General features: G+C 68.1%; 14 protein-coding genes. 9 read left to right on the forward strand and 5 right to left on the reverse strand.

Annotated elements, in window-relative coordinates:
• Nucleotides 1-229: 229 nt before the first annotated feature.
• Nucleotides 230-1552 (reverse strand): sugar ABC transporter substrate-binding protein, encoded by a 1323-nt coding sequence (locus AB5S17_RS11000; protein ID WP_369239203.1) that lies wholly within the window; start codon nt 1550-1552, stop codon nt 230-232.
• 263 nt (nt 1553-1815) lie between these two features.
• Nucleotides 1816-2772 (reverse strand): sugar-binding transcriptional regulator, encoded by a 957-nt coding sequence (locus tag AB5S17_RS11005; protein WP_369239205.1) that lies wholly within the window; start codon nt 2770-2772, stop codon nt 1816-1818.
• Nucleotides 2773-3068: 296 nt separating this feature from the next.
• Here AB5S17_RS11005 and AB5S17_RS11010 point away from each other — a divergent pair, with 296 nt between their 5' ends.
• The 3 genes from AB5S17_RS11010 (at nt 3069) to AB5S17_RS11020 (ending at nt 6975) form a co-directional block, all read left to right on the forward strand.
• A complete protein-coding gene (locus tag AB5S17_RS11010) occupies nt 3069-4394 on the forward strand; it encodes a PLP-dependent aminotransferase family protein (protein ID WP_369239207.1) in 1326 nt (441 codons plus the stop codon).
• A 229-nt stretch (nt 4395-4623) separates the two neighbouring features.
• The gene (locus AB5S17_RS11015; RefSeq protein WP_369239728.1) at nt 4624-6018 is read left to right on the forward strand and encodes a circularly permuted type 2 ATP-grasp protein; all 1395 of its coding nucleotides are present in this window, start codon (nt 4624-4626) and stop codon (nt 6016-6018) included.
• 3 nt (nt 6019-6021) lie between these two features.
• A complete protein-coding gene (locus AB5S17_RS11020; protein WP_369239209.1) occupies nt 6022-6975 on the forward strand; it encodes an alpha-E domain-containing protein in 954 nt (317 codons plus the stop codon).
• Between the two features lie 88 nt (nt 6976-7063).
• Here the strand turns inward: AB5S17_RS11020 and fsa are convergent, their stop codons facing one another.
• Nucleotides 7064-7717: a fructose-6-phosphate aldolase gene (gene fsa / locus AB5S17_RS11025; RefSeq protein ID WP_369239211.1), complete on the reverse strand. Its 654-nt coding sequence runs from the start codon at nt 7715-7717 to the stop codon at nt 7064-7066.
• A gap of 310 nt (nt 7718-8027) precedes the next feature.
• On the opposite strand from fsa, the gene AB5S17_RS11030 reads away from it, so the two are divergent.
• The 5 genes from AB5S17_RS11030 (at nt 8028) to AB5S17_RS11050 (ending at nt 14099) form a co-directional block, all read left to right on the forward strand.
• Nucleotides 8028-8366, forward strand: a complete 339-nt coding sequence (locus AB5S17_RS11030; protein WP_369239213.1) for a DUF2218 domain-containing protein — start codon at nt 8028-8030, stop codon at nt 8364-8366.
• 105 nt (nt 8367-8471) lie between these two features.
• Entirely contained in the window at nt 8472-9263 is a 792-nt protein-coding gene (locus tag AB5S17_RS11035; RefSeq protein ID WP_369239215.1) for a PRC-barrel domain-containing protein, read from the forward strand.
• Nucleotides 9264-9502: 239 nt separating this feature from the next.
• Nucleotides 9503-11692, forward strand: coding sequence for a primosomal protein N' (locus AB5S17_RS11040; protein ID WP_369239217.1), 2190 nt, complete (start codon nt 9503-9505; stop codon nt 11690-11692).
• Nucleotides 11693-11798: 106 nt separating this feature from the next.
• Nucleotides 11799-12320, forward strand: a complete 522-nt coding sequence (locus tag AB5S17_RS11045) for a hypothetical protein (RefSeq protein ID WP_369239219.1) — start codon at nt 11799-11801, stop codon at nt 12318-12320.
• Nucleotides 12321-12515: 195 nt separating this feature from the next.
• Nucleotides 12516-14099, forward strand: a complete 1584-nt coding sequence (locus AB5S17_RS11050; protein ID WP_369239221.1) for an alkaline phosphatase — start codon at nt 12516-12518, stop codon at nt 14097-14099.
• Between the two features lie 267 nt (nt 14100-14366).
• On the opposite strand, the gene AB5S17_RS11055 is transcribed toward AB5S17_RS11050, so the two are convergent.
• Nucleotides 14367-14699, reverse strand: coding sequence for a DUF1344 domain-containing protein (locus AB5S17_RS11055; RefSeq protein WP_369239223.1), 333 nt, complete (start codon nt 14697-14699; stop codon nt 14367-14369).
• A gap of 378 nt (nt 14700-15077) precedes the next feature.
• On the opposite strand from AB5S17_RS11055, the gene AB5S17_RS11060 reads away from it, so the two are divergent.
• The gene (locus AB5S17_RS11060; protein WP_369239225.1) at nt 15078-16061 is read left to right on the forward strand and encodes an aldo/keto reductase; all 984 of its coding nucleotides are present in this window, start codon (nt 15078-15080) and stop codon (nt 16059-16061) included.
• A 162-nt stretch (nt 16062-16223) separates the two neighbouring features.
• Here AB5S17_RS11060 and AB5S17_RS11065 read toward each other — a convergent pair whose 3' ends face one another.
• Nucleotides 16224-17150 (reverse strand): hypothetical protein, encoded by a 927-nt coding sequence (locus AB5S17_RS11065; protein ID WP_369239227.1) that lies wholly within the window; start codon nt 17148-17150, stop codon nt 16224-16226.
• Between the last annotated feature and the right edge of the window lie 374 nt (nt 17151-17524).

Consider the following 17524-nt stretch of genomic DNA (forward strand, 5'->3'; position numbering starts at 1 on the left):
AGAGTTCCGACCCTTGTGCGGCCCGGATTCGATGCCGGGCGCGGCTTGTTTGGTTCTGCCACCGAGGCGTGGACTGTTCGTGCCACGGCAGCATGGACGCTGCGTCAGCCGGCTGCAACCTGGGGCGCCGCGGGCGACGGGGGACGCGGAAGAGCCGACCGGAGCCGGCTCCCGCACCTGCCGGACGGTCCCGAAGGCCCGCCCGGCAGGGGTCTCTCTTGGGAGGAGATTACTTCTTGCCGTAGCCGGCGCGGCTCATCGTGCGCTCGGCCTGGTCCTGCGAGGCCTTGAGCGCCGCGTCGACCGACTTCGAGCCCGAGAGCGCCGCCGCCATCTGCTGGCCGACCGCCGTTCCGAGACCCTGGAATTCCGGGATCGCCGCGAACTGCAGGCCGTAATACGGCTTGTCCTTGGTCGGTGCCGGATCGGCGTTCTGGATCGCGTTCAGCGTCTCCTTCGCGAACGGAGCGGCAGAGGTGTACTTGTCGTTCTTGTAGAGCGACGTCCGCGTGCCCGGAGGCACGTTGGCCCAGCCGTCCTTCTTCGCGACGAGGTCGGTGTACTCCTTAGAGGTCGCCCAGGCGATGAAGGTCTCGGCCGCGTCCTTCTTGTTCGAGGACGCCGGGATCGCCAGCGACCAGGCCCACAGCCAGTTCTCGCCCTTGTTCGGGCAGTCCTTGACGCCGCAGGGCGCCGGCGCGAAGCCGACCTTGTCCGGCACCTGGCTCTGCTTCGGGTCGGTCACGAAGGACGCTGCGACCGTGGCGTCGATCCACATGGCGCACTTGCCCTGGCCGAACAGCGACAGGTTCTCGTTGAAGCCGTTGGAAGCGGCGCCCGGAGGGCCGTACTTGGTCATCAGGTCGACATAGAGGTTGACGGCCTTCTTCCAGCCCTCGCTCTCGAACTGCGGCTTCCAGTTGGCGTCGAAGTAGTTGGCGCCGAACTCGCGGGCCATGTTGCCGAGGAAGGCCATGTTCTCGCCCCAGCCCGGCTTGCCGCGCAGGCAGATGCCGTAGATGCCCTTCGACTTGTCGGTCGTGGCCTTGGCCGCCTTGGCGATGAAGTCCCAGGTCGGATGCTCGGGCATGGTCAGCCCGGCCTTCTGGAACAGGTCCTTGCGGTAGAGCGTCATGACGCTCTCGCCGTAGAACGGCGCCGCGTAGAGCTTGTCGTTGTAGGTCAGCGCGTTCTTGATCGGCGGCAGCAGGTCGTTCACGTCGTAACTGTCGTCGAACTTCAGCGGCGCCAGCCAGTTGTTCTTCGCCCAGATCGGAACCTCGTAGGTGCCGATCGTCATGATGTCGAACTGGCCACCCTTGGTCGCGATGTCGGTCGTGACGCGCTGGCGCAGGATGTTCTCCTCCAGCGTCACCCAGTTGATCTTGATGTTCGGGTGCTGCTTCTCGAACTCCGGGGTCAGCCCCTGCATCCGGATCATGTCGGAGTTGTTGACGGTGCCGATCGTCAGCGTCGTCGTCTGAGCGACCGCAGGCGCGGCCGCAAAGGCGAGCAGCGACAATGCGCCCGCCGAAATCATGCTGAATCTCATCGAAGCCTCCCAGCTTGGAAATGAGCATTTGATCAATGCTGGGGCAAATTCTCATCGAGAGCCCCGGCCTGTCAAACGAAATCCATGATGCGGCGCACCATTGCCGACTGCGGCAAACGCCCCTTGAGGCGTCGCAGCGGCCGCCGGTCGCGCCGGAAGAGCCACCCTCTTCAGCCGCCTAACTAGGGTTGCGCGGCAGCCCCGCCACCTGAGGAATCATGATCGTCGCCGAGGCCCGCGTGTTTGCGACGGGGCATTGCCGGTCAGAGGCGGAGCAGGCGCTCGGCCGTGGCTTCGTCGGTCACGAGGCCGTTGACGAGCCCGCCCGCAGCCGCGGCCCCGATCGCCGGCGTCTTCTGCGGGCCCATCGCTACCGCGATGACTTCGCTGCGCGCGATCGACGGGATGGGAGCGCTCGCCACGCGCTCGTTCAGCGGGCAGTCGAGGACGCGGCCCTGCCCGTCGAAGATCCAGCCGACGATCTCGCCAACCGCGCCGAGGCCGGCGAGTTCCTCGCGCTCGGGCGCGGTGATGAAGCCGTCGACGAGCAGCGGCGCCTTCGGGCCGAGCTCCCCGATTCCGACGAAGGCGACATCGGCCTTCGCCGCCAGCGACAGCGTCGACTGCACCACCTTCTGCTCGTGCAGCAGCGCCCGCTCCTCCGGCGAGGAGACCACCACCGGCAACGGCATCGGATAATGCCGCGCGCGCACCTGATCGGCCATGGAGAAGATCACGTTGTAGACGGAGGCGGAGCCGTCGGGCGCGATGTTGCCGGTGAGGGAGACGATCCGGTGCTGCTCGCAGGTCATCCGCGGCAGGTTCTCCACCGCCGCCTTCAGCGTCCGCCCGGTGCCGATCGCCATGACGAGCGGCGCGTCCTGCCGCAGCCGCCGCTCCATCTCGGCCGCACAGGCTTCGGCTATGCCGAGTGTCGTCGAGGCGGAGGCGGGATCGGTGGGCACGACCTCCGCGAATCGCAGGCCGAATTTCGCCTTCAGCTGGTTCGCGAGACCGAGGCAGGCGGCGATCGGATGGTCTATGCGCACGCGCACCAGGCCGGCGCTCACCGAAAGGGACACGAGCCGCTGTGCCGCCTGGCGGGAAATCCTCAGCTTCGCGGCAATCTCCTCCTGGGTATTGCCGGCGACGTAATAGAGCCAGCCGGCCCGCGCCGCGTCGTCGAGCCGCGTCGTCTCCTCGTCCCGCGTCCTTGCCATCGTCCGATCCTCCACGTCCGTTCTAGGACGGCGGGCGCGACATTGGCAATTCTTCCGGGCAAATGCCCACCGGATGAACAAGCATTCGGTCTTTGCGGACAGAGGTGAGGTCGGCGTCCACCAGCGCCAATGATTGCCCGGCTACCGAACAGTAAGGTTAGTGAGCGCGCGCGTGCCGAGCATCGCTTTGACAACCCAATCCTGCCGAGCAAGAGAGGGACGATCCTGAGATTGACTCGAGGCAATTTCAGATTGACGTAACCCGAAGCGCCTCCGAGGGCAGAGCGAACATCGTGATGTGGAAGCCGAGCATTCCCCGTTCGGACGCGGATTCCCGCGCGATCTTCGAGGCGCTTCGCTGGGATATCGAGTCCGGCCTCCTGCGGCCCGGCGACCGGCTTCCGCCGCAGCGCGAGCTCGCCGCCGCGCTCGGCGTCAATCTCTCGACCGTCAGCCGCGCCTATCAGGAGGCGTCGCGCCTGCATCTCATCGGCGGCGAGGTCGGCCGGGGCACCTATGTCCTGCCCGCCGGCGCCGCAGCCAGCCTGTTCGAACAGCAGCGCTACGCGGACCACTGCATCGATCTGTCGCGCAGCGTTCCTGCGCCGATGCCGGACGACGGCGCACTTGCCGGCGCGCTCGCGGCGCTGAGCCCGGGGGAGCAGAGCGACGCGGCGCGCTATTCCTCGCCGGAGGTTCTGGAGCGGGCGCGCAGTGCCGCGGCGCAATGGCTGACCTTCCGAGGCCTCGCCGAGCGGCCGGAAACGGTGATCCTGTGCGCCGGGGCGCATGCGGCCCTGATGGCGCTGCTTCTGGAAAAGGCGAAGGACGGGGACCCGATCCTGGTGGAGTCGTTCTCGTTCCCAGGCCTCAAGGCTTTGGCCAAGCAGCTTCGCCTGCGCCTCGTGCCGGTCGACCAGGACGGGGAAGGCGTGACGCCGGAAGCCCTCGACGCCGCGGCCCGCGCCTCGAATGCCAGGCTGGCGGTTCTGGTCCCCAATCTCCAGAACCCGACCGGCGCCGCCATGGGCGACAAGCGACGGGCCGACATCGCACAGGTCGTCGCCCGCCACGACCTGACCGTGATCGAGGACGACGTCTACGGCGCCCTGTCCGGCCGGCCACTTCTGTCGCGCGACCTCGGCCATCGCGGCATCGTCGTTTCGAGCCTGTCGAAGACGGTGATGCCCGGCCTGCGTTTCGGCTTCATCGCCGGCGGCAGCGCCAGTCTCGCCGGACTTCGCAGCAGCCCCTACCTCACCAACTGGATGACGGCGCCGCTGTCGCTGGTGATCGGGGCGGCCTGGATCGAGAACGGCACGGCGCTGAAGCGGCTGGATTGGCAGCAGGCGGAAGTCGCCGCGCGCTGGGAGGCGATGGTCTCCGCGCTCGGCCCCACCAGCCTGCCGCCCTCGCCGCATGCCTGGCTGACAGTCGAGGATGCGCCGGAGGCCGTCGTCGAGCGCTGCCGCGAGAACGGCGTAGCCGTCGCTTCGGGCAACCTCTTCGCCACCGGCCGGCGCACCGCCCCGCGGATCCGGATCTGCCTCACCGGCGCGCGAAGCCGCACCGACCTCGATACGGCACTCGCACATCTGTCCGCGGCCGGCGCGCGGCTCTGAACCCACACCTCGCCGGGGCGAAGCAGCATCCCCCCGCGCGGCTCGCGGCCGCAGGGGATGCCAGACGGCGCCCGCCCTCACCTGCCGTATCGTTAGGCAAGGGTCGTCTTTTCCTGCACAGAAATCAGGCGACCGGCGTGAAAACGCAAGGAATGCTTGATTTCTGCGCCGGCGGCTTTCTCTTTAGGGGAAACAGGAACGGAGCCTGGCTGTGACACCATTCGACGAGATGCTTCTGGGCGAGGACCATGTCAGGGAACCCTACCAGCGCTTCTTCGAATGGTTTCGCGAGCAGGACGCCGAGGGGCTCGGGGCGAAAGCGGCGGAGGCCGAGGCCTTCTTCCGCCGCACCGGCATCACCTTCAACGTCTACGGCCAGGAGGAGGCCGCGGAGCGGCTGATCCCCTTCGACCTCGTCCCGCGCATCATGGCGAAGGCGGAATGGGACAGGCTCGCCGAGGGCATCGAGCAGCGGGTGATCGCGCTGAACGCCTTTCTCGACGACATCTACCACGACCGGGAGATCGTGAAGGCCGGCAAGGTTCCGGCGCGGCTGATCGAGGGCAACGAGGCCTATCTGCCGCAGATGCAGGGCTTCCGTCCGCCCGGTGGCGTCTACACCCACATCATCGGCACCGACATCGTCCGCGTCGCGGAGGACGAGTTCTACGTCCTCGAGGACAACGCCCGCACGCCCTCCGGCGTCTCGTACATGATCGAGAACCGCGAGACGATGATGCAGATGTTCCCGGAGCTGTTCGCGCAGAACCGCGTGCGCCCGGTGGAGACCTATCCGCATCACCTCAGGCGCTCGCTCGCCGCCGTCGCCCCGCCCGCCTGCGCGGGAACGCCGACGATCGCGGTGCTGACCCCCGGCATCTACAACTCGGCCTATTTCGAACACGCCTTCCTCGCCGACCAGATGGGCGTCGAGCTGATCGAGGGCTCCGACGTCTCGGAGATCGACGGGCGCATCCACATGCGCACGACCGAGGGCTACAAGCCTGTCGACGTCATCTACCGCCGCGTCGACGACGCCTTCCTCGACCCGAAGATGTTCAACCCGAGCTCGGTGCTCGGCATCCCCGGCATCATGGAGGTCTACAAGAACGGCGGGATCACCATCGCCAACGCACCGGGAACCGGCATCTCCGACGATAAGGCGATCTATTCCTACATGCCGGAGATCGTCGAGTTCTACACCGGCGAGAAGGCGAAGCTGCAGAACGTGCCGACCCACCGCTGCGCAGAGGACGACAGCCTCGCCTATGTGCTGGAGCATCTGCACGAACTGGTGGTGAAGGAGGTCCACGGCTCCGGCGGCTACGGCATGCTCGTCGGACCGGCCGCCACCAAGGAGGAACGCGAGCGCTTCGCGGCGAAGCTGAAGGAGCGGCCGGGCAACTACATCGCCCAGCCGACGCTCGCCCTCTCAACGGTCCCGATCCTCGTCGACGGGGGGCTGGCGCCCCGCCATGTCGACCTGCGCCCCTTCGTCCTCGTCTCCGACAAGGTCCGCATCATTCCCGGGGGCCTCACCCGTGTCGCGCTCAAGGAAGGCTCGCTGGTGGTCAATTCCAGCCAGGGCGGCGGCACCAAGGACACCTGGGTTTTGAGGGACTGACCGATGGCACTTCTCGGACGCACCGCAAACGGCCTGTTCTGGATGTTCCGCTATATCGAGCGGGCGGAGAACATGGCGCGCCTGGTCGACGCCGGCATGCGCATCTCGCTGACCAACCTCTCCGACGAGGCCGACGAATGGCAGTCGATCCTGGTCTCGGCCGGAGTGGAAGCCGCCTATCGCGCCAAATACGACGACTTCGACGTCGAGCACGTGCTCGACTTCATGCTCTGCGACCGCGACAATCCGTCGAGCGTGCGCGCCTCGATCGACATCGCCCGCACCAACGGACGCATGGTGCGCACGGCGCTGACGCGCGAGCTGTGGGAGACGGTGAACGACAGCTGGCTGGCGATCCAGCAGCGGCTCGGCAAGCGCATCACCACGCGGGAGCTGCCGGCGGTGGTCGATCTGGTCAAGCGCCAGTCGGCGCTGATGCGCGGCGCCTTCCACTCAACCATGCTGCGCAACGAGATCTTCGACTTCTGCAATCTCGGCGCCTTCATCGAACGGGCCGACAACACCGCCCGCATCCTCGACGTGAAATACTGGCTGCTCTTGCCGGAACATAGCCAGGTCGGCTCGGCACTCGACAACTTCCAGTGGGTGTCGATCCTGCGGTCGGTCTCGGCCCACCGCGCCTATGCCTGGGAATATGACGGCGAGTTCCGGGCGGTGAACATCATCGACTTCCTGATGCTCAACCGGCGCATGCCGCGCTCGCTCGCCTTCTCCTACGGCATGATCGAGGACAGCCTGAAGTTCCTCGACCGCAACTATGACACGAACCACCCCTGCCGGCAGACCGCGAGCGCGATCAACAAGCGGCTCACCGACCTCACCGTCCGCGAGATCATCGACGGGGGCCTGCACGAGTTCCTCGAGCAGTTCGTCATGGACAACAACCGGCTGGCCCAGGAGATCGGCCAGAACTACCGGTTCTACCCCGGCGCCTGACGCGGCGCACCGCACGTGCGCCTGAAGCCGTGCAAGGCGAGGAGGGAGAGGCCTGTCGCCCTCCCCCCGAAGTCGCTCTCGCCGGGCGTCAGCCGATCGACTGGCCGGTCTTCTTCCAGTCGGCGAGGAACTGGTCGAGGCCCTTGTCGGTCAGCGGGTGCTTGACGAGGCCCTTCAGCGTCGCCGGCGGCACGGTGGCGACGTCGGCGCCGATCAGCGCCGCTTCGCGCACATGGTTCATCGTGCGGATCGAGGCGGCAAGGATTTCGGTGTCGAACTCGTAATTGTCGTAGATGCGCCGGATGTCGGCGATCAACTGCATGCCGTCGAGATTGATGTCGTCGAGCCGGCCGATGAAGGGCGAGATGAAGGTCGCGCCGGCCTTGGCGGCGAGCAGCGCCTGCACCGCCGAGAAGCAGAGCGTGACGTTGACGAGATAGCCGTCGCCGGTCAGATCCTTGCAGGCCTTCAGCCCGTCGAGGGTCAGCGGCAGCTTGATGCAGACATTGTCGGCGATCTCGGCGAGGATCTTGCCCTCGCGGACCATCTCCTCGTACGTGGTCGCGGTGACTTCGGCGGAGACCGGCCCGTCGACGACATCGCAGATCTCGGCGATGATGTCCTTCATCGGACGGTTCGCCTTCATGATCAGCGACGGGTTCGTGGTGACGCCGTCGAGGAGCCCCGCGTCTGCAAGCTCACGAATCTCACCGATGTCGGCAGTGTCGACGAAGAACTTCATGGATGTGCCCTCTTCGCGCCTTTGAGGTTTCGTTCGCCGGTCCTTAACATCAGTCCGGCGGCCGGCGCCACAGGGAATGGGACGATCCTTGCGGCCGGCTGGAAGCGTTCCGCCTCTCATATAGGATGCCGGGCGGGCTTCTGCAGGATGAGGCGGCCTGATCGGCGAGACCTTCAGAAAGAACGTCCTTGCCGTCCAATCGGCTATTGCGGCGAACGGATCAAGTCCGATCTATCTAAGATAGCTTTGCAGCCCGATCAGTTGCCTGTCGCCAGGCGGCTCCACCCATTCTGCATCACGGAGATCAGCCTTGACCCTGAAAAGCACCGCCAGCGTTCCCACGGAGAACGCCAGCCGCTACCTGCAGCAGCTCTGCAAGCACTGGAGCCACAACCTCGTCGTCGAGTTCACACCCGAGGCCGGGACCGTGACCTTCCCGCGCGACGCCCGCGGCGCCGACTGGCCGGCCGACGGGCATCTGCGGCTCGCCGCCTTCGCCGACCATCTCGACTGCACCATCGACGCCGCCGTGCCGGATCAGCTGGAGCGCCTGAAGGATGTGGTCGCGAGCCATCTCGACCGCTTCGCCTTCCGCGAGGCGCCGCTCGCCTTCGACTGGAAGAACGCGGCCGAGGCGTCGGCCGGCTGAGACAGCGCACCGCCGGGAGGACCGGTGGCTGCCCAACTTGTCCGGGCGGAACCGGCATCCTCGGCAGGCGATTCCTGGCGATCCTTCCACACCACGGAGATCTCCATGAAGACGTCCATCCTCGCCGCGCTGTTCGCCTCGACGCTGATCGCCGCTCCGGCGCTGGCCCAGAGCAACTCCGCGACACCGGCCGCCGGAAACGACGGTGCCGCCCAGACCATGACCCCCGGCAACTCCGGCGCGACCGGCAACAGCGCCGGCATGAACGCCGGCGCCGACCAGAACGGCGCCACCGGCCAGGCCGTGCCGCAGACGGCCGGCCGCGTCGCCGCGACGACGCCGTTCCTGCGCGACGTGCGCCCCGGCAGCTTCCGCTTCACCGACCTCAAGGGCAAGAACGTCTACGACACCAACGGCAACTCGATCGGCACGGTCGACGACGTCGTCATGGGGCCGAACGGCCAGGTGCGCGGCTTCCTGATCGGCGTCGGCGGCTTCCTCGGGATCGGCCAGAAGGACGTCGCAGTCGAGACGGCCGCGCTGACCTTCGGCAACGACAACGGCCAGGGGGGCGCCAATGCGAATGGCGGCGCAGCGTCCGCCGACATGGCCTCGACCGGCGGCACCACGCAGGGCTCGTCCGCCGGCGACAACAGCATGACGACGGCTTCGACCGCGACCGGCGGTTCCGGCGCGGCATCCGGCGGCAACGCCGCCTCCGGTTCCGGCAACGTGCCCCAGCACATCACGCTGAACGTCACCAAGGACCAGCTGCAGAACGCCCAGTCCTGGGACGACATCACCAAGTCCGGCGCCAATGGTAACGGGAACGGCGCGGCCGGCCAGGGCTCGAACGCCGGCGGCTCGGCCGGGCAGGGTTCGACCAACGCGCAGTAGGCCGCGTCCCATCCAGCCCATCGCACGGGCGTCGTCGGTCTTCGGGCCGGCGGCGCCCGTTGCCGTTTATTGTCCGGAAGCGTCGCCGTCCCCACCTCCGGCTGCAACGGGGACGGCTGCGCCGGACATTGCCGACTGGAACGGTCGCATCCGTCCGCGGCCGCCCAGCGGCTGCTAGACTGGTGCCGCCGCGTCGGCGATTCGCGTAAGCGGCGGCCGCTGTCATTGCCGGAGACGCCTTGAACTTCACCGACCAGCTCTTTGCCCAGACCGTCGTCCCGGTGCTCGTGCCGCTGCCGAGCGCGCGGCCCTATTCCTATGCCGTCCCGGACGGCATGGCGGTTGAGCCGGGATCGATCGTGCAGGTGCCGCTCGGCCCCAGGCAGGTCGCGGGCGTCGTCTGGGACGGCGAGACGGACGGCGTCGACCCGAAGAAGCTCAGGGCGATCACCCACTGCTTCGACTGCCCGCCGCTCGGCGAGGACATGCGCCGCTTCGTCGACTGGGTCTCGGACTATACGCTCGCCCCGCCGGGCCTCGTCGTGCGCATGGCGCTGCGCGCGCCGGCCGCCTTCGACCCGGAGCCGTGGATCGAGGGCATCGAGCCCACGGGCAAGCTGCCGGACCGGATGACCGACGCCCGCCGCCGGGTGATGGAGATCGCGGCGGAGGCCGGCGCCTGGTCGCGCTCCGGGCTCGCCCATGCCGCGGGTGTCACGCCCTCCGTCATCGAGGGGCTGATGAAGCAGGAGGCGTTCCGCAGCGTGCGCCTGCCGCCCGCCCCGGCCGTAGCGGCGCCCGACACCGGCTACGGCCGCGCGAACCTCAGCGAGGCGCAGCAGGCGGCTGCCGAGGCGCTCGTCGAGACGGTGCGGCAGCCAGGCTTTTCCGCAACGCTCCTCGAAGGCGTCACCGGCTCCGGCAAGACCGAGGTCTATTTCGAGGCGATCGCGGCGGCGCTGGACGCGGGCCGGCAGGTGCTGATCCTCCTGCCGGAGATCGCCCTTACCCAGGCCTTCATCGACCGCTTCCACGCCCGCTTCGGCGCGCCGCCGGCCGAATGGCACTCCGACGTCTCGCCCCGCCAGCGCGAGAAGATCTGGCGCCAGGTGGCGGAAGGTCGGGTGCGGATCGTCGCCGGCGCCCGCTCGGCCCTGTTCCTGCCGTTCAAGGAGCTCGGCCTCGTCGTCGTCGACGAGGAGCACGACCCGGCCTACAAGCAGGAGGAGCGCACCTTCTACCACGCCCGCGACATGGCGGTGGTGCGCGCCTCGATCGGCGGCTTCCCCGCGATCCTCGCCTCGGCGACCCCCTCGATCGAGACGCGCGTCAACGCCTCCCAGGGCCGCTACCGCCACGTGACGCTCTCGGCGCGCTTCGGCGAAGCGGACCTGCCGAGCCTGTCGCTCGTCGACATGCGGCGGGCGCCGCCGGCGCGCGGCCGCTTCGTCTCGCCGACGCTGCACACCGAGATCGCCGCGACGATCGCCCGCGGCGAACAGGCGCTGCTCTTCCTCAACCGCCGCGGCTACGCGCCGCTGACGCTCTGCCGCGTCTGCGGTCACCGCTTCCAGTGCCCGGACTGCTCGACCTGGCTGGTCGATCACCGCCTCCGCGGCCGGCTGCAGTGCCACCATTGCGGCTTCGAGGTGCCGCGGCCCGAAGCGTGTCCCGAATGCGGGACGCTCGACCACCTCGTCGCCTGCGGCCCCGGTGTCGAGCGCATTGCCGAGGAGATGCTGACCGACTTTCCCGAGGCGCGCACGATCCTCCTCTCCTCCGATCTCGCCGGCGGCGCGCGGCGGCTGCGGCGCGAGCTGGAGGCGATCGCCGACGGCGAGGCGGACATCATCATCGGCACCCAGCTCGTCGCCAAGGGCCACCACTTCCCGCTGATGTCGCTGGTCGGCGCGATCGACGCCGATCTCGGCCTGTCGAACGGCGACCCGCGGGCCGCCGAGCGGACCTTCCAGCTCCTGCACCAGGTGACCGGCCGCGCGGGGCGCTCGGGACTGAAGAGCCGCGGCCTGATCCAGACCTGGCAGCCCGAGCATCCGGTCATGCAGGCGCTGGCGTCCGGCGACGCCAGCGCCTTCTACGAGCGCGAGATCGACGAGCGCCTGCGCGCCGGCCTGCCGCCCTTCGGGCGCCTCGCCGCGATCATCGTCTCGGCGAACAGCCGCCGCGAGGCCGAGGCGCATGCGCGGGCGCTGCGCGCCGCGGCGCCCGAGACGGACGAGATCGAGACGCTGGGCCCGGCGGAAGCGCCGCTCGCGGTGCTGCGCGGCCGCCATCGCTTCCGCCTCCTGGTCCAGGCGACGCGCCGCGCGCCCGTGCAGGCCTATCTGAGGGCAGTGATCGCGGCCGCCCCACCGCCGCGCGGCTCGGTTCAGGTGCAGATCGACGTGGACCCGCAGAGCTTTCTGTGAGACAGCCCATGCGGGCACGGAGGCGGATGAGATGGCGCGGCTGAAACCGACAGTTCTCCACGGATCTCTCGTTGCAGCGGCAGTCTGCCTCTGCGGAGCGGCGACCATGGAGCCGTCCTACGGTCAGCCGCTCACCCTCGAGTCCTCGCCCTTCGCCCCGCCGAAGCCCGGACAGACGCCGGAGATCTCGGCGGCCTCGACGCCGCGGGCCCTCGCGCTCGGCGTGCTCGACTGGGACCCGATCGACAGCCGTTGCACCTTCACCGCCGCCAAGGCCGCCCCCGCCGAACCGACAGCCAGGAGCACGACCGCCGCCGACGGCGAGACCCGCCACCCCTATGTCTTCGTGACGATGCTGGCGACGGGCCTGGACGGGGGCGCGCCGCTCGAGCGCGGCTACGTCATGGCGAATGGCCTCGTGCGTGAGCTGGAAAAGGGCAAGACCGCCGCCGACAAGGCCAGCCATGTCGTCACCGTCTGGCGATCGGCGTCGGAGCCGCGGATCAACGTCAACCTGATGCTCGACGCGGAGCGCCCGGCCGGCGGCACGGTCGAATATTCCGGTGCGATGACCGTGTTCTGGGGCGACAAGAAGGAAGAGGTGCCGATCCGCGGCCGATGCGGCTGAGGCCGGTCGCGGGTCCCGACAGCCGGGGCGTCACCTTGCCGCTTTGTCATCTTCCCGGCGCGTCGCGGCCGGCGCCGGAGGCTGTCCCGGCAGTACCGCCAGGAGCTTAGACGGACTCCAAACTTTCGTGCCGCCGCAATGCGACCGCCACCGTGTGGCCCGATCCTGTGCGCCTCTCGAACAGGAGGCTCTCCCATGGCCGCACGCCATTTCACCCTTTCCCGCCGCCGCTTCATGCTGACGTCGGGCGCCGCCGCGCTCACCGCCGGCTCCTCGCTCGCCATGCCGGCGATCAGCCGGGCCGCGAGCCGGCCGAGCTTCACGCACGGCGTCCAGACCGGCGACGTCGACGCTTCCTCCGGCATGGTCTGGACGCGCGTCGACCGCCCGGCCCGCGTCGACTTCGAATGGGCGACGACCGACAGCTTCAAGAACGCGAAGAAGCTTCATGCGCTGACCACCTCGCCGGCCTCCGACTACACGGTGAAGCGGCTGATCGACGGCCTGCCGGGCGATCAGGAAATCTTCTGGCGCGCCGTGGCGACCGACCTGTCCGACGCCAACGGCGTCTCCGAGCCGATCGTCGGCCATTTCCGCACAGCGCCCGCCTCGCGCCGCTCGGTCAAGTTCGCCTGGTCCGGTGATACGGTCGGGCAGGGCTGGGGCATCGACGAGGATCGCGGCGGCATGAAGTGCTACGGCACCATCGCCAAGCACGATCCGGATTTCTTCCTCCATTCCGGCGACACGATCTATGCCGACGGCCCGCTGAAGGAGACGGTCGAGCTGCCGGACGGCACGGTCTGGAAGAACATCGTCATCCCGGAGAAGACCAAGGTCGCCGAGACGCTGGACGAATATCGCGGCCAGTGGAAGTACAACATGCTGGACAAGAACGTGCGCGAGCTCTCGGCGCGCGTGCCGACCTTCTACCAGTGGGACGACCACGAGGTCCTCAACAACTGGTCGCCGTCGAAGGACCTGACGGCGGACGAGCGCTACAGCGAGAAGAACATCGCGGTTCTCGCCGCGCGCGCGGCGCGGGCCTTTCACGAGATGACGCCGATCCGCTACATGCCGCAGGAGCCCGGCCGGATCTACCGCAAGATTGCCTACGGCCCGATGCTCGACGTCTTCTTCCTCGACCTCAGGTCCTATCGCGCCGGCAACAACGACAACCTCCAGACCGAGCTGACGCCGGCGGCGGCGATGATGGGGCCGGAGCAGATCGCCTGGCTGAAGCAGTCGCTCGCCGACTCCCGCGCCACCTGGAAGGTGATCGCCTCGGACATGCCGATCAGCCTCGTCGTCTGGGACGACTATGCCCACAGGAAGGGCTTCGAGGCGGTCGCCAACAACGACAACGGCGCGGCGAAGGGCCGGGAGCTGGAATTCGCCGACCTGCTGCACTTCATCAAGGCGGCGGGCATCCAAAACACCGTGTGGCTGACCGCCGACGTGCACTACACCGCGGCGCATCACTACAGCCCGGACCGCGCGGCCTTCCAGGACTTCGAGCCGTTCTGGGAGTTCGTCTCCGGACCGATCCACGCCGGCACCTACGGGCCGAACGACCTCGACATGACCTTCGGCCCGAAGGCCGAGTTCATCAAGGCGCCTTCGCCGGATCAGAAGCAGGGCGAGAGCCCGGCCGCCGGCCTGCAGTTCTTCGGCCTCGTCGAGATCGACGGCGCCACCGAGCAGATGACGGTGCGGCTGATGGATACGAACGACCAGGAGCTCTGGACGAAGACCCTCGATCCGGTGCGCCGGGCGTAAGCCGGACCCAAACGGAAAGGACCGGAGGCGGGGCCTCCGGTCCTCTTCCACCGGAGCTAGCCCGGCAGGCGGCGCAAGCAGGAGACGGTCGGGAGGCAGACAGGCGCCGAGCCATGCGAGCTCCCGTCCCGGTCTCGACGGGAGGGATGCGAGCTCCCGTCTTGCGCCATCTCTTCGCGACGCGCGCTCCCCGCGTCGCAATCGCATCGAAACTCGTGGGTCGCATCACCAGGGCCGAAGGTCGGCGCCCCTTCGGCCGTGCAGGTCTTACTTGGTGGTCGTGGCGCTCTTGGTCATGGCCGAGGCCTTGGCCGCCGGCTTGCCCGACTTCATCGACGTTCTGGACATCGTGATCTTCGACGCGTCCATGCTGGTGCCGTTCATGTGATAGGTGATCGAGACCTTCTCGCCGGCCTTCAGCTTGCCGGCCGAATACTTCGCCGGCAGATGGTAGCTCTTGCCGTTCGCGAGCGTCACGGTCATCGCCGTCGCGTCGACAGACTTGACCGTTCCCGTCGCGACATGCGTCGTGGCGGCGAAGGCGGCAGGAGCGAAGGCCAGACCGGCGGCAACGGCGGCAGTCATCAGGAGAGTACGCATGGCGCAACCTCTTCGGGTGGCCGGCAGACGGGCGATCGCCGTCTCGGCGCCGGCTGAACGAAGCCGTCCGGTCGCGTCGTGTCACGGCTCCCGAAGGGGCAGCCGCCGGCGCTTCCCAGCTTCGGCGGGGAACCTAGGCCGCGACCGATATGCTCACAAATGAACAAGAAATAATCTTCCCGGGCCTCGGTTGGCCGCAAATCTTCCGCATTCGGGGAGATCGCGAGCCCGTGATCAGGGGGTGATCACCGGGCATCCGCCATGCCGCCGAAGCCATCGGCGCGCATTTGGTCGCCCGCGCTGTCGCCGGCGGCGGGCCTTCCTCGCGCCGCGCCCGGCTGCTATCGCCAGGCATCCAACCAGCGAGGGAGTCTTCATATGCAACAGCGCAGACTGGGTCGCGGCGGCCCCATGGTCGGTGCGATCGGCCTCGGCTGCATGAGCTTTGCCGGCGTCTACGGCGCGACGGACCGTGCGGAGAGCCACCGCACCCTCGCCAAGGCGCTCGATCTCGGCGTCACCCATCTCGATACCGCGCTGATCTATGGCGGCGGCCTGTCGGAAGAGGTGATCGGCGCCTTCATCAAGGATCATCCGGGCCGCTTCACCATCGCCACCAAGGGCGGCATCCGCACCCAGCCGGTCCGCAGCTTCGACAACTCCGAGCGCTTCCTGCGGGAAAGCCTCGAGGCGTCGCTCCGCCGCCTCGGCGTCGAGCACGTGGCGCTCTACTACATCCACCGCCGCGACCAGACGATCCCGATCGAGGACGTGGTCGGGACGCTCATGCGCTTCAAGGACGAGGGCAAGATCGGCGGCATCGGCTTTTCCGAGATCTCGCCCGCCTCGCTGGAACGCGCCGCCGCGGTCCATCCGGTGATGGCGGTGCAGAGCGAGTATTCGCTGTGGACGCGGCTTCCCGAACTCGGGATGATCCAGGCCTGCGAACGGCTCGGCACCGCCTTCGTCGCCTTCTCACCCGTCGGCCGCGGCATGTTCGGGGAGACGCCGCTCGATACCGCGAGCATCGGCGACACCGACTTCAGAAAGACCAATCCGCGCTTCATGGAGCCGAACCTGTCGGCGAACGAGCGCGCCGTTTCCCGCTTCCGCGACTATGCGCGGGCGCGGGGCCTCTCGCCCGCGACGCTCGCCATCGCCTGGACGCTGTCGCGCGGCGAGCACGTCATCCCGATCCCCGGCACGCGCTCGCCGGAGCATCTCGCCGAAGACGCGAAGGCCGCCGACATCCGGCTCACCACCGACGATCTGGCCGAGATCGAGGCGATCCTGCCGGCCGGCTTCGCCCACGGGGACCGGTATTCGGACAAGCAGTCGGCAGGACCGGAGCGCTACTGCTGACACCGCCCGATGCACCCTCGCCGGCAGCCGGCGCGGGACATACTGCGCCCACCTGTGCTGGGACAAAAGGAAGCAGAGGCGGGTCGCCCCGCCTCTGCCTCGATGTCACACGAGCTGTAACGCCGGGCGGCGCCTGCTCGCTGTTCCGGTCGTGATCCGTCCTCAGCCGCCGTTGTTCGACGAGTCCGACTGGCCGTTCTGATTCCAGCCGTTGTTGGACGAGCCGTTGCTGTTCGGCATCCAGACATTGCCGTTCTGGCCGTTGCCGCCGGACTGGTTCTGGCCGCCATTGTTCTGGTCGCTGCCGTTCTGGAACGACTGCGACATGTTCGACGTGCGACGCGGCGCGCTGACGATCATCAGGACGTCCTCGCCCTGCGGCGTCTGCGCCTGGATCAGATAGGACGCGCGCACGATCTTGATGTTGGTGTAGCCGGCCTGACGCAGGGCGCGGCGGGTAAAGGACGCAGAACCGTTCGAGCCTCGGTCGAAGTAGCGGTTCTGGCTGTTCTCGTCGCTCTGGCCGTTGCCGCCGTTCTGGTCGTTGTTCCAGGACTGGCTCTGGTTGCCGGACTGGCCGCCATAGGAATTCCGGCCGTTGTCGTAGCGGTTCTGGTTGCCGTAGCGACCCTGGCTGCCGTACCTCTGGTTGTTGCCATAGGATGGGCCGTTGCCGCCGTTCTGGTTCTGCTGCCCGTAGCGGCCCTGCCAGCCGTAGGAATTGTTGTTCCCGTACTGGTTCTGGCCATAGCCGTTCTGGCCGTTGTAGTTCCCCTCGACGCCGTACTGGCTGCGATCGCCGTACTGGTTACCGTTGCCGTACTGGTTGGAGTTGCCGTACGAGCCATTCTCGCTCGACTGGTCGCTGTCGCCGTACTGGTCCTGGCCATACTGGCCCTGATCATCCTGGTTCTGGCCGTACTGGTTCTGGTCATGCTGGCTCTGGTCGCTATTGCCGGAGCTCTGGCCGCCGTTGCTGGTGTAGGCGCCCGGTTCATACACGCTCGGATGAGCGGACTGCGCGAAGGCGGCTGCCGGTGCAGCCAGCAGCGCGCTCGCGGCAATCGTCGTCAACAGATGCATTTTCATGAATCGATCTCCCGTCGATGATGGTGGAAGCTGCAGCCGGCGCCGACCCGCGATGGTCCCTCGATGTGCCGGCATGTCCTGCGGCCTCGCGGCCTCATGGGGCGATGCGGGCCGCTCCTTGAATCGTGCGGGCGCCGCAAAGGCGCCCGAGCTTTGGCGCGGGTCCTACGGAGTCAATGGACGCCGCATCCAGCCGTTCCCGGCTGCCGCCTGCCTATTTGTGTGGCGGTGAAAGCAGTTCGCGCCGGCTGAAGCCTGAGCCCGTCCGCGCTCGACTGCGGCGCTGCGGGCGGGAAAGCGACTGGCCCTGCAGACAGCCGCTGCCCGCGGGCCGCTTCTCCGGCCGGCCAGCAGTGCCGGCTTCCAGCCAAGCC

The sequence above is a fragment of the Jiella sp. M17.18 genome, from assembly GCF_041027365.1.
Lineage (GTDB): Bacteria > Pseudomonadota > Alphaproteobacteria > Rhizobiales > Rhizobiaceae > VKMB-3413.

Excerpts from the sequence above, each read along its gene's own strand:
- AB5S17_RS11000 (WP_369239203.1), bottom strand. The coding sequence starts at position 1,552 with ATGAGATTCAGCATGATTTCGGCGGGCGCATTGTCGCTGCTCGCCTTT.
- AB5S17_RS11005 (WP_369239205.1), bottom strand. The coding sequence starts at position 2,772 with ATGGCAAGGACGCGGGACGAGGAGACGACGCGGCTCGACGACGCGGCG.
- AB5S17_RS11010 (WP_369239207.1), top strand. The coding sequence starts at position 3,069 with ATGTGGAAGCCGAGCATTCCCCGTTCGGACGCGGATTCCCGCGCGATC.
- AB5S17_RS11015 (WP_369239728.1), top strand. The coding sequence starts at position 4,624 with ATGCTTCTGGGCGAGGACCATGTCAGGGAACCCTACCAGCGCTTCTTC.
- AB5S17_RS11020 (WP_369239209.1), top strand. The coding sequence starts at position 6,022 with ATGGCACTTCTCGGACGCACCGCAAACGGCCTGTTCTGGATGTTCCGC.
- fsa (WP_369239211.1), bottom strand. The coding sequence starts at position 7,717 with ATGAAGTTCTTCGTCGACACTGCCGACATCGGTGAGATTCGTGAGCTT.
- AB5S17_RS11035 (WP_369239215.1), top strand. The coding sequence starts at position 8,472 with ATGAAGACGTCCATCCTCGCCGCGCTGTTCGCCTCGACGCTGATCGCC.
- AB5S17_RS11045 (WP_369239219.1), top strand. The coding sequence starts at position 11,799 with ATGGAGCCGTCCTACGGTCAGCCGCTCACCCTCGAGTCCTCGCCCTTC.
- AB5S17_RS11050 (WP_369239221.1), top strand. The coding sequence starts at position 12,516 with ATGGCCGCACGCCATTTCACCCTTTCCCGCCGCCGCTTCATGCTGACG.
- AB5S17_RS11055 (WP_369239223.1), bottom strand. The coding sequence starts at position 14,699 with ATGCGTACTCTCCTGATGACTGCCGCCGTTGCCGCCGGTCTGGCCTTC.
- AB5S17_RS11060 (WP_369239225.1), top strand. The coding sequence starts at position 15,078 with ATGCAACAGCGCAGACTGGGTCGCGGCGGCCCCATGGTCGGTGCGATC.
- AB5S17_RS11065 (WP_369239227.1), bottom strand. The coding sequence starts at position 17,150 with ATGAAAATGCATCTGTTGACGACGATTGCCGCGAGCGCGCTGCTGGCT.